11 protein-coding genes are annotated in these 14139 nt (G+C 68.7%); 7 read left to right on the top strand and 4 right to left on the bottom strand.

Annotated elements, in window-relative coordinates; genetic code table 11:
• Window positions 1-132: 132 nt before the first annotated feature.
• On the bottom strand, window positions 133-216 hold the full coding sequence (locus ACFY5C_RS11765) for a putative leader peptide (protein WP_349817350.1): 84 nt from the start codon (window positions 214-216) through the stop codon (window positions 133-135).
• 143 nt (window positions 217-359) lie between these two features.
• On the opposite strand from ACFY5C_RS11765, the gene ACFY5C_RS11760 reads away from it, so the two are divergent.
• The 5 genes from ACFY5C_RS11760 (at window position 360) to ACFY5C_RS11740 (ending at window position 8237) form a co-directional block, all read left to right on the top strand.
• Complete coding sequence (locus ACFY5C_RS11760; RefSeq protein ID WP_389443331.1) at window positions 360-782, top strand: secondary thiamine-phosphate synthase enzyme YjbQ; 423 nt, start codon at window positions 360-362, stop codon at window positions 780-782.
• An 84-nt stretch (window positions 783-866) separates the two neighbouring features.
• Window positions 867-1628 (top strand): recombinase family protein, encoded by a 762-nt coding sequence (locus ACFY5C_RS11755; protein ID WP_389443329.1) that lies wholly within the window; start codon window positions 867-869, stop codon window positions 1626-1628.
• Entirely contained in the window at window positions 1600-5358 is a 3759-nt protein-coding gene (locus ACFY5C_RS11750) for a hypothetical protein (protein WP_389443328.1), read from the top strand. The genes ACFY5C_RS11755 and ACFY5C_RS11750 overlap by 29 nt, the downstream gene beginning before the upstream one ends.
• 304 nt (window positions 5359-5662) lie before the next feature.
• The gene (locus ACFY5C_RS11745) at window positions 5663-6601 is read left to right on the top strand and encodes a serine protein kinase RIO (RefSeq protein WP_389443326.1); all 939 of its coding nucleotides are present in this window, start codon (window positions 5663-5665) and stop codon (window positions 6599-6601) included.
• A gap of 367 nt (window positions 6602-6968) precedes the next feature.
• On the top strand, window positions 6969-8237 hold the full coding sequence (locus tag ACFY5C_RS11740) for a hypothetical protein (RefSeq protein ID WP_389443324.1): 1269 nt from the start codon (window positions 6969-6971) through the stop codon (window positions 8235-8237).
• A 255-nt stretch (window positions 8238-8492) separates the two neighbouring features.
• Here ACFY5C_RS11740 and ACFY5C_RS11735 read toward each other — a convergent pair whose 3' ends face one another.
• The 3 genes from ACFY5C_RS11735 to ACFY5C_RS11725 are packed head-to-tail and all read right to left on the bottom strand — an operon-like array spanning window position 8493 to window position 9452.
• Window positions 8493-8921 (bottom strand): esterase, encoded by a 429-nt coding sequence (locus tag ACFY5C_RS11735; RefSeq protein ID WP_389443322.1) that lies wholly within the window; start codon window positions 8919-8921, stop codon window positions 8493-8495.
• The gene (locus tag ACFY5C_RS11730; protein WP_389443320.1) at window positions 8918-9142 is read right to left on the bottom strand and encodes a hypothetical protein; all 225 of its coding nucleotides are present in this window, start codon (window positions 9140-9142) and stop codon (window positions 8918-8920) included. Before ACFY5C_RS11730 ends, ACFY5C_RS11735 begins: the two co-directional genes overlap by 4 nt.
• Before the next feature lie 37 nt (window positions 9143-9179).
• On the bottom strand, window positions 9180-9452 hold the full coding sequence (locus ACFY5C_RS11725; RefSeq protein ID WP_389443318.1) for a DUF317 domain-containing protein: 273 nt from the start codon (window positions 9450-9452) through the stop codon (window positions 9180-9182).
• Between the two features lie 326 nt (window positions 9453-9778).
• Between ACFY5C_RS11725 and ACFY5C_RS11720 the strand changes: the two genes are divergently transcribed.
• The gene (locus tag ACFY5C_RS11720; protein WP_389443317.1) at window positions 9779-9934 is read left to right on the top strand and encodes a hypothetical protein; all 156 of its coding nucleotides are present in this window, start codon (window positions 9779-9781) and stop codon (window positions 9932-9934) included.
• Window positions 9935-10421: 487 nt separating this feature from the next.
• A complete protein-coding gene (locus ACFY5C_RS11715) occupies window positions 10422-13598 on the top strand; it encodes a tetratricopeptide repeat protein (RefSeq protein ID WP_389443315.1) in 3177 nt (1058 codons plus the stop codon).
• The last annotated feature ends 541 nt before the right edge of the window (window positions 13599-14139 follow it).

The raw sequence follows: 14139 nt of genomic DNA, 5'->3' as shown, positions 1-14139 counted from the left end.
TGACGAGCCGCGCCGTGCCGCGTTCCCGCCGCGCCGGATGCCGATCAGGGCATCAGGTGTACGGGCAGGCGGATGCGCAGGCGCGAGGAACGCGGGGGACGCGAGGAAGGCTGGGGAAGCGAGGAACGGGCGTCAGCAGCCGCGGCGACACGCGGCGGAGGCCACCCGCAGCAGGTCGATGTGACCGCGCGTGGTGAGCAGGGCTGAACGCAACATGCCGCTGAAATTAGCCAGATGGCGCCGTGACGGTCAACGGCGTCTCGCGAAGTGGACCTCATGTATCAGGGCTCGGCCCCCACTCTGCCGCCCGGCACGTGTCACCGCGCGTGAACTCCGATAGATGGGCGAGGATGGAGGACATGTCAGACGCTTTCACCACTCGAGTTCTGAACGTCGCCTCCGGCTCCTCGGAGCGGGTCGTGGATGTCACCCGCGAATGCGAGGCCTTCCTGCGGGAGGTGGCCCAGGGCCGCGACGGCCTGCTGAACGTCTTCGTGCCGCACGCCACGGCCGGTATCGCGATCATCGAGACGGGCGCCGGCAGCGACGACGACCTCCTGACCGCCCTGCACACCCTGCTCCCCGCCGACGACCGCTGGCAGCACCGCCACGGCAGTCCCGGCCACGGCCGCGACCACGTCCTTCCGGCCATCGTCCCGCCGCATGCGACGCTGCCGGTGCTGAACGGACAGCTGGAACTCGGGACGTGGCAGTCGGTGTGCCTCGTGGACACCAATAAAGACAATGTCAACCGTCAGATTCGACTGAGCTTCCTGGGCTGAGCAAGATCGTCCTGGGCGCGGCCGTCAAATCTCCGTACCTTGCGTGTTCGAAACGGAGAAGTCTTGCGCGGTACGGACCTGAACATGATCGAACGCCCCTACGACGGATGCGGGAAGTGCCTGCTCGGCGTGCGACGGCTGTCGCGGATGAAACTCGCCACGTCGTCGCCGGAGCGGCAACGCGAGGACGTGCTGACCGCCGCCGCGTCTGTCGGGGGCCACATCATCGGCTGGGCCGACGATTGGGAAGTTTTAGGCGCCACCGACCCGATGACCCGGCCGAAACTGGGCCCGTGGCTTCGCGATGAGCAGGGTCCGTACGACGGGTTGGTGGCCGCAGCCGTGGACCGGCTCGGCCGCAACGTCGTGGACTGCCTGAACACCGGCTACAAGATGCGTGACGAAGGGAAGCTGCTCGTCACCTACGGGCATGACGGTCCGTGGGATCTGGATGACCAGGTCGACGAGAACCGCTTCACTATGGAGGCCTGGGGCGCGCAGATGGAACTGCGGGCCATCCAGCGCCGAAACCGCAGCGCTACGGAGAAGACGCGGGCAGCGGGACGCCCGAAGGGGAAGCCTTCCCCCGCCGCCACGCCACGAGTCCTGGGGCACCCTGCGGGACACCAACGCCTGGCCGGACGGCCGACGCCCCTGGCGTGTCCTCACCGCCGGGGCGCTCGCCCGGGCCGGAGCCCATCTGCTGGCCGCCTCCGCAGGCCAGGTCCGGCACGCCCGTGCCGACCGGCTGGCCAAGGCGGTCGTCTCCCGGGCCCTGCGTCCTCCGCTGGTCAGGACCGCCGACTGGGCCGAGGCGGTGGCCGAGGAGATCTGGGCAGAAGGTAGCGAGACGCCGAGCCCGCGCTGGGCGGACTTTTACAACGACCTGGCCCAGGCCTTCACCGGCCAGCACACCGCGCTGCGGGGGCGGCGGATCGTCCTCGACCAGGACGGCAGCCTGCGGCCTGCGCTAGGCGGTGCGGCGGAGCAGGGAAAGAAGGGGCAGAAGGAAGGCACCGTCTTCTTCCACCCCGGGGACAAGCACGACGACGTCGGCACCCGCGTCCCCGGCGACCTCAAGGCGCTGCGCCGCCGTATCGCCTTCACCCACCCCGACATCACCTGGGAGAGCCCTGGACGGGACTTCCTGCTGCGGGGCGGGCTGGTCCGCTCCTACCAGCTGGACCAGGTCCTCGACGCGCTGCACGACCTGCTCGGGGCACGGCCCTCGGAGGCCCTCAGCCGCGACGCCCTCACCTTCGCCTTGCGGCAGTTCCCGGCGCTCACGCCGGGGCAGCGCGACCGGCTGTCGCGGATCGCCTTCCGGGTGCCGCTCGCCGACGGCGGCTGGGCGAGGGCGGCGCGCTGCTCGTACTCGCCGGGCTGGGGCACCGAAGGCGCGCAGCGGCTGGAGAGGTTCCTCAAAGCGGGCGGTTCCCGGATCCCCGAGCTGGCGGACCAGCGGCTGCACTGGATCAGCGGCCCCGACGACTGGCCCGCGCCGGTCCGGGACCGGGAGGCGTACCTCGAATTCCTCACGGCCGTCGGCGTGGTCGACGGACTGCGACTGTCCGTTGTCGGGGACCGCCTGGGAGCCCAGCAGGGGAACGATCTGGCACCCCGTGGCCTGGCCCAGCGGTTCGGCCTCGGCGACGACCTGGGGCCTGTATGGACGGCGGATGTACGGTCCCGGTGGACCAAGTTCGCCCACCCGTGGACGCCCTACGCGTTCCAGCGGCCACTGGCCCAACTCCCGGGAGCGACCGAGGTGGCGGACCTCGGCCCCACCACACGGCGGGAGTTCGCCGAACTGCTCATCCTGGGGTTCCGCACCTGGGGCGACGAGGTCTTCGACGTCACCGTGTACCGGCCCGAGCACCCGCACAAGAGGGACGAGCACTCCTGGCCCACACCGTTCGCGTCCTTCCTCCGCAGCACGCCCTGGCTTCCGGTGGAGGACGCCGAGTCGGACGGCCCGGCTTTCGTCACCCCCGGCGAGGCGTGGTTCAGCACCGACGGGGAACTGCCCGGCTTCGTCCCCTCGTTGCCGCTGCAGACCCGGCGGCTGCTCGCCGACAAGGCCGCGGCCGCGAGGCTCCGCGGGTGCGGGCTGCGGAGCTGGGAGGACCCTCTGTACGCCGGAGCGGCCGTCAAGCATCTCGGCGAGATCCTCCACCGGGGAGACGTGCCGACGCACCTCAGCGTCCCCTTCAAGAAGCACTACGGGCGGGCGTGGTCGCACCTCGCGCAGAACACCCGCTGGCCGTGGCTCACCGGCGAGGAGGTGCGGCTCGTGGTCAGTCGCGGCAACGCCCTCGGCACCTTCGTACCGACGGCCGAGGACGTGCCCGTGCACGTCTGCGACGAGCAGGCGCCGCTGAAGGAGGCACTCGTCGAACTGGCAGGCCATCCCGTCCTGGTCGCCGGACCGGAGAGCGGGTACGCCATCGTGAAGATGGCCAACGCGCACGGCATCCGCACCCTGAGCACGTCGGAGACCGATGTGCAGGTGCGCCACCGCGACGGCGAACCGATCACCCCGACCGGACACGCCGACACGCTCATCGACGGCAGGGAATGGCTCGTCACGGTGGTGGCTTTGGCCGTGGAACTGAAGTCCGGGGCGTTCCTGCGCCGCAGCGAGCGCGGTGTGCGGGCCCTGCTGCAGAGGCTGCGCACCGTGCGCGTTGTCCGGGCCGACGAGGTGGAGGTCGTCATCTCGGGCGTGCTCACCGAACCACCGCCCACCACCCGCGCGCTGCCGCTGCCGGACGCCGACCATCCCACGGTCGTCGTCTGGCGCAGCGAGGAGGGCTGGGACGAACTGCAGGCGTGCACGTCCGCGCTCGCCCAGCTGCTGGGCAGGCCGGGGCTGCAGGACGCGCTGGAGCTGGTCCTGGTCAAGCTGGAACGGCAGCTCGGCACCCATGATCCGGAAATGATCGACGACCGCACCCTAGCGATGGCACTGGACACGACCGAGGCCAAGGTCGCCGAGATCAGACGCAATCTCACGGGAGACGTGCACGACACGGTACGACTGCTGCGCCCTGCCCTGTGCTGTCTCCTCGGCTCCGCATGGGACGAGGAGAGCGCGCGGGCGCTCGACCGCGCGGCAGGCGAGGACGAACTCGTCCAGATCGTCGACCGGTCCACCGTCTCGCTACCCGTGCCGGCCGCCGAACTCGTCGCCCTCGCCCGCTCCTGCACCACACCGGCCGAACTCCGCGACGAACTGGGCCTGGACTTCCAGCGATTCAACGAGGCGCTCACCACGCTCGGCCCCGGCTACGCCCCCTACTCCCACCCCGATCTCCACGAGCAGGCCTTCGGCGACTTCGTACGCGGTCACGCCGGCACCCTGGTGGACCGGCTGCGGGAACGGTACGTGGCGGCGGCCCGCGACGGCACGGACGTCTCCGCGTACGCCGGGGCCCGTCGACTCCACGACCTGCTGCCGGACCCCGACTGGCTGCCCCGGTTCGTTACCCCGCCCGAGAATGAGATGCGGGCCAGGACACAGGCTTGGCTGCGCTCGCACGGCGCCGACGACGATCTCGGCCGAACCACCGATCTCCCGCCCGTCGACCGGCTCCGCGAACTCAACACCGCCGCACTGGACCCCCTGGTTCCGGCGCTGGCCCGGCTCGTGTCCGCCTGGTGCCGCCGGCACGGAGCACCCGTACCAACCGGCTGGCAGGGCGCGCCCCTGCTGGAGGCGCGGACCTTCCTCGACGGCTCCGGCCTGAGCGACCTCATCGAGCTGAGCGAAGAACAACTGCTCGACGTGGTGCGGCGCGGTGTGGGCTGGCCAACCGGCATGCCACTCACCGCCGACGCGGGGCTCCTCGGCCTCACCCCCGCCGACCTGACGCCCCGGACCGGACCCGCGCAGGGCACCGCCGGACCACGCGGGGCGCGCCCGGCCACGATCATGATCGGCGGGAAGGAGGTCGCCGTGGGACGCGACCACTTCTCCGCCATCGCGGACCTAGCCTCCAGGACCGTCGACGAGGCCTTCCTCGCCCAGTCCGGCAAGGTACACCTGGACACGGTCGCGCCGGTGCCCCAGCCCAGGCGGGGCGGGAGTTCCGGCACGTCGCGGGTGGTCGTGGCCCGTCTGCACCAGGTGAGTGAGGACCAGCGGTCGGCCATCGGTCTGGTCGGGGAGGTCGCGGCACGGGCCTGGCTCCAGCGCCATTACCCCGAGGTGCGCTGGCGGTCGGGGTACGCCGCGGTCATCAACGGCGACCGGGAGGCATCAGACAGCCTGGGGTACGACTTCGAAGTCGCCTGGCGTGACACCACACGGTTGTACGAGGTGAAGGCGCTGAGCGAACCCGTCGGCGAGCGCGTGGAGTTCGAGCTCGGGCCGTCCGAGGTGGATGCCGCGCGCACCCACGCGCGTGGCGGTCGGTACCGGATCCTGCTGATCACCGCCGCCCTGGACCCGGAGCACCGTCAGGTGTTCGAGCTACCCAACCCGTTCTCGGCGGCGGGTCGAGAGCGGTTCCGGATCGTGGGCAAGGGGCTGCGCTATCAGTGCTCGCCGCTGCGGAACAGCCGACGGCCGTGAGCTGAAGCGCACGATGTCCCGAGTGCTGGGGAGCGGCCGGTGCCGCGGCGGGTTGTGGCCAGCGTCAGCCCAAGCAGGGCGGGACGAGCCCGGTACGGAGGATCACTCCGGAAGCCTACGGCACCGCTGGGCCCCTCGACGCGGGCCCACTTTATTCGGTTGCCGCTCCCTGTATCCGCCCTCACCATGGGCGAGACACCGGGAGCCGCCCGGTGCTCCACGAGAGGAGGCACGACCGTGACTACGACTGTCCTCGGCCTGCCCGCAGACCGACTCCCTCTCGCCTCATGGAGCACCTCCAGCGATGTCTCGCGACGATCTCTCGCAGCACCCTCAGCACCCGGCATTTCCTGACGACTTCATCACCGACCCCTACCGCCACGTCCCGCCGCCGGACGACCTGGGCGACGTCGACGACCGGTTCGTCTTCGACTTCCGTTCCTACGACGACCTCGAGGACGGCCAGCGCTGGTCGACCTGGCTCAGCGTCGAACCCCTCTGCCGAGGCCCCGAGCCGCTACCGGACTGGGTGGTGACCTCGCAGGGCGCGATCGACACGGAGCTCGGCGTCCTCAAGACCGGCAAGGAGGCCGACGTCCACCTCGTCGAGCGCGCCGACCCGCTTGACCCCGCCGCCGGCGTGGTCATGGCGGCGAAGCGGTACCGCTCTCCCGAGCACCGAGCCTTCCACCGCGCCGCGTCCTACACCGAGGGCCGCTCAATGAAGCGCTCACGTGACGAGCGGGCCCTCAAGCGGAAGAGCACCTTCGGCCGGCAGGTCGCGGCCGGTGAGTGGGCGGTGTCCGAGTGGGGTGCGCTGGTGCGGCTCTGGAACCTCGGGCTGCCGGTTCCCTACCCGGTCCAGATCGACGGCACCGAGATCCTGATGGAGTGGATCACCGCCGTCGACGAGGACGGTGCCGTCGCGACCGCGCCCCGGCTCGCCCAGACCCGACCCTCACCCGAACTGCTGGCGTCCTACTTCGAGCAACTCACCGATGCGCTCGCGACGATGGTGCAGAGCGGCCTCGTGCACGGCGACCTCTCGGCGTACAACATCCTGGCGGCGGACGAGCGGCTGGTCATCATCGACCTGCCACAGATCGTCGACCTGGTCGGCAACCTCAACGGGATGGCCTTCCTCCAGCGGGACTGCGCCAACATCTGCGGCTGGTTCCGCTCGCGGGGCCTCGAGGTCGACGAGCACACGCTGTTCGCGGAGCTGATGGCGCACGCCTTCTGAACCGGGCGGGTTACTGCTTTTGGCCGATTAGGTTCACCGGCTTGGTCAGGCTGCGGCAGCGGAGAGGGCGTCCACCCCAACGGATGCCCTTCTCGCTCACGCCACGTTGCAGGGGGCACCATTTCGCGCCCCTCCAGTGGCCGCCCGTCGGGGGATAGGCGAACCCGCCCGGCCGGTGTTTGCACAGGTCAGCGGGTGCCCCTCCGAAAGCTAAGGAGATTTCGGGAATTCGGGCAGGGAGAGAGCAGCAGCCACAAGGGTGTGGCGGTGCGTGAGGTGGTGATGCTGATTCGTTTGCCCGAAATATGTCGGGGCCCAGCCCTACAATCGGCCGGGGCGTCGAGTTCGGTCGAGGGGGCTGCACGAAGTGTCGCTGAGCGATGAGTCCGAAGAGATCGTCGTCCGTGTAGCGGAGGACCGAGCCGTCGTGATCGGTGCCCCCTCCGAGACGAAGCGTTCACGTTGGGGGCGCTGGGTTGCCGACCTCACCTCCGGCGAATGGGCGGCTCTCGTGGGGACACTGGACCCTGCGGTCCGGTCCTTCATTGAGTCTCAGCGTCTGACCGCCCGTCTGGTCGAACTCGACCAGACCTCTCGCGAGGTGATGAGGGTTGGCAAGGTGATCACCGAGGGAGGGGGCTGGATCCAGAGCGCTATCCGTAACGACCGAGGCCGAGTGACGCGTCTGATGCGTATCCGTCCCGCCACGGGTGTCGCCGCCATGTCGGGTGGGGCGGCCGTTCTGGGTGCCATCGCGGCTCAAGCTCAGACGGCCGAGATGGCCCGGGATATCAAGGCCATCCGGCAGGGGCTGCACGAGATCCACGAGCACTTGCGGACCGACCAGGCCGGTGCTGTCGAGAATGCCGTCGAGCAGGTGGAGGATCTGGTCGCGCGGCTGCGTGCTCACGGCGAGCGTGGCGTCGAGGCGAGCGATTTCTCGGTCATGAGGAACAGCCTGGGTGATGCGAGGCACAAGTGCCTGCGCCATCTTCAGGATGCGGTCACGAGGTTGGAGAACGCCGAGCAGAAGTCCCCACGTAAGGCGGAGAAGAGCCTGAGTAAGGAGGCGGTGGAAGAGGCGATCCTGTACCTCGACCTGATGGTGAAGTGCTACGCGGCTACGGTCCAGTTCGGACTCGCCGAGATCGCCTTCGAGTATCACAAGAAGAAGCCCGACGTCGCCAGGACCCTGGCCGAGCGCATCACTCAGTCCACCGCGGAGCTCCGTACTGAGATCGAGGATGTCCATGGCCGGCTCGGCCGGCTTGATGAGAGCATCCGTGCCCCGTTCCGGCCCGCGTCGAAGAACGTGAGCTTGCCGTCTTCGGCGGTAGACACCGTAATCGCGGCAACTGCTTCGGCCACCGCGAGAGCGCTGGCAGGAAAGTCCGTGACTCTAGGTCGACTTCGTGGAACCTCGATCTCGCTCCCCGCGACTTCTATCGCCGTTGGTGCTGGCGCACTGCTCCTCGGCGACGCCGTGGCTCAGTCCCGTGCTGTGAAGAAGCTGGACGAACGCCTGGGACAGCTCGCGGAAGCCAGCGGCAGAAGCTCCCAAACCCTCCATCAGGTGGCACCGAGCCTTGAGGTGCTCCGAACCCTGACCGAAGAGCTTGCCGGACCCGACAAGTGAGTTCACAGGACTAGGCGGCTTCGATCTGCTGCCATGGGCGGAAGCATGGGCCTGTTCCGCGGCTGCGGAACTCAGCGGCCCGCCTAATGCGGTTTCGTGATGCGGCCTTGGAACTTCCGTACGTACTACAGGCAGTGCTGGCCCACTCAGGACAAGAAGGCACTCGGCGGTCCGAGACAGTACTGCTATTTCCCAACGCCACCAGGGCTGCCCCAGTCCTGGGGCAGCCCTCGGAAGCTCGCGGTGCACGGATCGTCAGCGGGTCGCCAGACGGTTGGCGAGGTGCAGCGCGTCGGTGGCGACGGACAGCGCGGTGTGAAGCCCAATGACCTCGTGAAGGGTGGGGTGTACGACGGCGCTCCAGTCGCCGTGGAGGTCCGGCCAGTTGGCGAGGAGGACCTCTGCTGAGGCCAGACGGAGGTGCGCGGTCACATCCATTCCGTCTCCGAGGCTGGGCTCCCAGCTGAGCAGGATGGAGCCGGGATGGAGACGCTCGGGCTCCACGCCGGGTATCCACACCGTGTGGATCGGCTGGGTGGGATGAGGAGGCACGCAGCGCAGGAGTGCGCCGCGCACCGACGGTGGCATGGGGTGATGGACCAGGTCACTGAGGAGCAGATGTTGCGAGGAGCCGGAGGAGTTGAACGGCGAAGCAGCGGGCCGTGTACGCGAGGGGCACGTCATACGTCGGCCCAGTCCAGCTGGTTGCGGACGGCGGGCGGCAGTACGCCCTCCTGGCCGTTTTCAGCGATGTAGACGGCTCCGCTCGATCCGGTGATCTCCACGATGCGGCCGATGCGGTGGGCGTAGGGCCAGTCGGGATTGATGGCGAGGCACACGGGCAGGTCGGGGTCGAAGGTCTGGAGCTGATGAACCAGTTGGCCAACGGTGATCTCGTAGGGCAAGACAGTCTCCTGGGCGATGAGAGTGCGGAGCGGGGTGTCACACGCAGGTGCAGTAACGGGTGGGGAGGGCGATCAGAGCGGTGAGGAATCCGGCGACCACCTGTGCCGGGGTATCCGGTCCGAAGGTCTGACGCCAGGCCCCAGTGCCGTCGTTGTCCGTGACGTGGATGTGCCACAGCTCACCGCGTGCTGCATCCCGGCTTTCGCAGAGGAAGCCCGCGTACACGCGTCGGTCGGGGCTGGAGCAGTGGACGTTGCAGTCCAGGTCGGTGACGACGTCCCATCCCTGGTCCTTGAGAAGGTCGATCACGGGTCGGGCGCAGTGGCATTCGAGAAGCCACTCACGCTCGCCGAGGCGGGCGGAGGAAGTTCTGCGAGAGGCCGGACCGTGGTTGTGGCGGTGAGCGACACGAACAGAGAACCCTTCATTGACCTGCGGTTTTTCCCGGCTCCCGTACGTTGACATGGTCTTGGGCGGTGTCTCCAGTCGTTGGCCGCGGTGTGCGTCTGCCGTGGGCGAACTGGGCGCAGATGCGACGACTGCTGTCCGTCCAACTCGGAATGAAACGGCCGTCTGCTTAGCAGGTGCGGGAGCGGCCGTTCACCGGCCCGGTGGGCAGAAGAGGAGGAGCTGGTTTGAGCAGCGAGGAGATTCGCGCGCACGACGAGGCTGTCGACGACGCCGAGGCGGCGTCGTTGGGCCGGTCCCGGAGGGCTGACGGGCGGCGGATCGAGCTGAGCGTGGGGGAGCTGGCGCGGCTGGTGGACGCCGAGGCCGACGGTTCCCTGTGAGGCAGGTCGGTACGAGTGGGGCGGCATCGGCTAACTCCGCGCAGGGCGAGGCCTGTTGTGTGGAGCGTTCTGGTGCGCCGTGGCGTCGGCGCTCGGCTGGTCCCTTGCCGGCTTTGTCGTCGGCGCGCCGGAGCGAGCCAGCGCCGCCTCGGCCCGAGGCTCCGCTGACCGCTTCAACGACCGGGCTCGGGCACAGCGATGCCGGGTTGGTGTAGTCGAACGCCGACCTTTGCTGCTGTCCTCCGTGATCGTCTCGAAAACTGGACCGTTGTGGAGGACGACGAGGCACTATCAGAGGGGTGTCCTGGCACATCGCTAGTGCAGGGCAGGTTATGGCTGCGGAACGTAGCCCTACGAGTAGGAGACCAGCCACTGGTCAACGCATAGAGCCTCCACCGATCCTGGAGTGGTTCAGGCGGTGGAGTGCGCGCCCTCGGGCACACAGCTTCCCGTGGGCCTACGTGGACTTCTACGGGGGTAGCAGGTCATGACCGAACCTGGGATGGGGAGGACGTCCAACACCGTCAGCGGGGGCATCCAGTATGGGCCCGTCATCCAGGCGCGCGACATTCACGGCCCGGTCACGATCCAGTCGCGGGCTCAACTGCCGCCGTATTTGGCCGATCCGGAACGTTGGCCGATTGCGGAGGTGTGGGGCGCATTGGAGGCTGGTGCGCACCGGGCGCGACCGGGGGCGGACGGAAATGCGGTGCCGCCGTACGTCCCGCGGGACATCGATCGCGTGCTGCGTACACGACTCGAACGGGCCGCGCAGGATGGCGGGTTGGTGCTGGTCGTCGGTGACTCGACGGCAGGCAAGACCAGGGCTGCATTCGAGGCCGTGCGGGTGACATTGCCGCAGTACCGGATCCTGGCCCCGCTGCCGGGCAGCGATCTATCGGCAGCGCTCGAGGTGGTGGCCCACAGCGGGGTCAGGTGTGTGTTCTGGCTCGACGACATGGAGTTGTACCTGGAGCCGGGTGGTCTCGAACCGCCGCTGCTGGCCGAACTGGTCCGGCTGCGTACTCCCGTGGTAGCTACGATGCGCAGCCGTCAGTACGAGCTGTACGGACCGCAAGCCCGGGACTCGGCCGCCGGCCGTCGCGACCAAGCCGCACAGTGGGCTGCCCACGTAGGGGCGCGCGTCCTCACCCTCACCGAACCGATCGAGCTCGACCGCATCTGGAGCGACCGCGAACTCGCATCCGCCCGCGCGAGCGGAGACGACAGGCTCGCTGACGCCGTCGCCCACCATGGTCCCTACGGAGTTGCCGAATACCTTGCCGCCGGGCCCGACTTGTGGGACGAGTGGCAGCGGGCCTGGCAAGCAGGTGCTCATCCGCGGGGCGCCGCGCTGGTGGCGGGGGCCATCGACCTGTCCCGGACCGGCCTCGCGGGGCCGTTCTCACGCGACCTGCTGGCTGAGATCCACGACCACTATCTGACCGCCGCCGGAGGCGCTTTGCTGCGGCCGGAGCCGCTCGACGCGGCGCTTGCGTGGGCTTCGGGCATCCGCTACGGCGTCACGAGCCTGTTGCTGCCTGCCACAGACACTTCATGGACAGTCTTCGACTATCTCGTGGACCGTTCCACGACCCCGGTCGCCCAGCGGGCCTGGGAGGTGAGCCTCGCGCACGCCGCCGATGACGCGGAGCGGTACACCATCGGCTTCAACGCGGCCTTCGTTTCACAGAGCACAGCAGAGACCGCGTTCCGCCCCCTCGCCGATCGCGGTGACACCAAAGCCTCCTTCTTCCTTGCCCATCTGCTCATGCAGTCTGGCCGCAGGCAAGAGGTTGAGGAGCTGTACCACCAGGCATTGAAGGCGGGCAACTTCAAGGCGGGCATCTCCTACGGTGGTCAGCTCGGACGTCTCGACGAGGCGTCCCAGAAGCTGGAGGACACACTCGATGAACAGGGAGAAATGGCTGAACGCTTCTACAGGATAGAAGTCGCGCGAGGAAGCCTGCACCACGCCGGGGAACTCGGGCACCCTCTGCAGAGGTCCGGGCGGTTGGTGGAAGCTGAGCGCTTCTACCGCCTGGCCGCCGATGCCGGGGACACCTCCGCCGCTCTCAGCCTCGGTGCTCTGCTGTTCGACGCTGGCCGACACGACGAAGCCCAATCCGTTGTCCGACGGGCTGCCGACGCCGGGGACGCAGCGGCCGCCAACGTACTGGGCGCGATGCTGGCCAATGCCGGACAGGCTGAGGAGGCAGAGCGCCTCTACCGGCAGGCCGTGGAAGCTGGCTATGCGCCCGCCCTGGACGACCTCGGGCTTCTCCTGGCAGAGGCGGGGCGGTCGACCGAAGCCCTCGAGGTCTTCCGACGCGGTGCAGAGGCGGGGAGCGCGGAGGCGGCTTTCGGCATGGGCCGTCTGCTGGTCGGTGCCGGACGGACCGAAGAGGCGGAGCGTTTCTACCGGCAGGCCGCCGACGCCGGGCACGACCGTGCCGCGCACAACCTTGCTGGTCTGCTGGCCCGTTCAGGTCGGCTTGAGGAAGCCGAGAAGCTTTACCGGCAAGGCGCAGAGGCGGGGCTCGTCTACTCTGCGACTGACCTCGCAAGCCTGCTGGCGCAGTCGGGGCGGACCGAGGAGGCCGAGCGTTTTTACCGGCAGGCCGCTGAGGCCGGTGATGCCGTCGGGGCACACGAACTGGGCGACCTGCTCATGAGGGCCGAACGTTCCGACGAAGCCGAGCCTTTCTACCGGCAGGCCGTCGCGGCCGGTGACGCGTTCGCCGGACACAACCTTGGCTATCTGCTGACGGTTTCGGGACGGCCGGACGAGGCAGAGCCCTTCTACCGCCTGGCCGCGGGCGCCGGGGACCTCTCCGCCGTTGCCAACCTGGCTCGCTTGTTAGTGCAGTTGGGGCGCGACGAGGAGGCCGCGCCTCTCTACCAGCAGGCATACGACGGCGGGGATCTCGGCGTCGCTACCGATCTGGCGCTGCTGTTGGCATCCCTCGGACGTGAGTCGGAGGCGGAGCCTGCGTACCGCCGGGCCCTGAAGGCCGGGGACACCGAGGCGCCGCTCGGCCTGGCCGCCCTACTTGAGGAATCCGGACGCCAGGAGGAGGCCGAGGCGCTGTACCGGCAGGCCCTCGATGCAGGGCACCCTGATGCTGCCTTCGCCCTCGGATACCTACTGGATACCCTGGAGCGAGTGGAGGAGGCCGAGGTCTTCTACCGGCAGGCGGCAGACGCCGGAGACGCCAGGGCACTCGTCAATCTCGCTAACCTGCTGGTGGACAGTGAGCGAACCGGTGAGGCCGAGCGGCTGTACCGGCGCGCGCTCGAGGAGGGCGTCACCAGGGCCGCTCTCGGCCTCGGCCTCGTGCTCTCTGATTTGGGACGTTTCGACGAAGCCGAAGCCGTAGCCCGCCAAGCCGTCGCCAGCGGCGAACCGCACGCCACCCATCTCCTCGGCCTCGTCCTCCACGAAGCCGGCCGCACCGATGAGGCTGAAATGCTCTACCGCGAGGCCCTCGCCGACGACCCCACAGCCGCATTCTCCCTCGCCTTCCTTCTCGAGGCCAGCGCCCGCCGCGATGAAGCGGCCCACTTCTACCGCCTGGCCGTCGCTGCTGACGTTCCCGGCGCCGCCGAAGCCTTGGCAGCCCTGTCGTCCCCGCGCGATTCCCCACCCGAGGACATTGCTTAACAGGAGTTCCATGTCTCGATCTTGGGCTCCTGTCATGCTGGGGAGCAGTGCTCACTCCCCAAGGCGTCGCCGTCGCAGTAGCTCCTACAGGCCCCCAAATACCTGAGTCACCCGGCGCCCGCGGTGTGGCAGGTCATGAACGAGGCAACACACTTGTGCCCTCCAGTCTCGGGCGAATTGAAAGACCGTCAAGAGACAGGGGATACATCAGTTTCGCTTTGGCGCAGATCCCCAGGACTGCGTATCCGCTCCGTGATTAACACAGCCATGGCATCCCGGCCGTCGACATGTGGCTGAGCGCCGTCAACCCCTACCGGCAGACCTCGCCGAGCCGGGTCTACAGCCCTGACTTCAAGCGCCCGCGACTTCAGATCTGGCCGTAGAAGGAGAACCACCACCGTGTCGCTCCTACCGCTCGCCATCCACGAGGCCGCCTCGGACCTCCTGGCCTGCGTGTGCACGACCCTCGATGAGATCGCCACGCAGATCGAGGACTATCCGGGCTGCCCAACCTGACGACGCTGCCTCGTCCCGGCCTGCC

Origin of the sequence: Streptomyces sp. NPDC012935 (assembly GCF_042900345.1) — a bacterium.
Lineage (GTDB): Bacteria > Actinomycetota > Actinomycetes > Streptomycetales > Streptomycetaceae > Streptomyces.
Note: the sequence above shows the minus strand (reverse complement) of the source record. Positions and strands in the feature narration are given on the sequence as shown.

What these genes read in the sequence shown, in the direction of transcription:
- ACFY5C_RS11765 (WP_349817350.1), bottom strand. Translation starts at nt 216, where the DNA reads ATGTTGCGTTCAGCCCTGCTCACCACGCGCGGTCACATCGACCTGCTG.
- ACFY5C_RS11735 (WP_389443322.1), bottom strand. Translation starts at nt 8,921, where the DNA reads ATGACGTGCCCCTCGCGTACACGGCCCGCTGCTTCGCCGTTCAACTCC.
- ACFY5C_RS11755 (WP_389443329.1), top strand. Translation starts at nt 867, where the DNA reads ATGATCGAACGCCCCTACGACGGATGCGGGAAGTGCCTGCTCGGCGTG.
- ACFY5C_RS11715 (WP_389443315.1), top strand. Translation starts at nt 10,422, where the DNA reads ATGACCGAACCTGGGATGGGGAGGACGTCCAACACCGTCAGCGGGGGC.
- ACFY5C_RS11745 (WP_389443326.1), top strand. Translation starts at nt 5,663, where the DNA reads ATGTCTCGCGACGATCTCTCGCAGCACCCTCAGCACCCGGCATTTCCT.
- ACFY5C_RS11760 (WP_389443331.1), top strand. Translation starts at nt 360, where the DNA reads ATGTCAGACGCTTTCACCACTCGAGTTCTGAACGTCGCCTCCGGCTCC.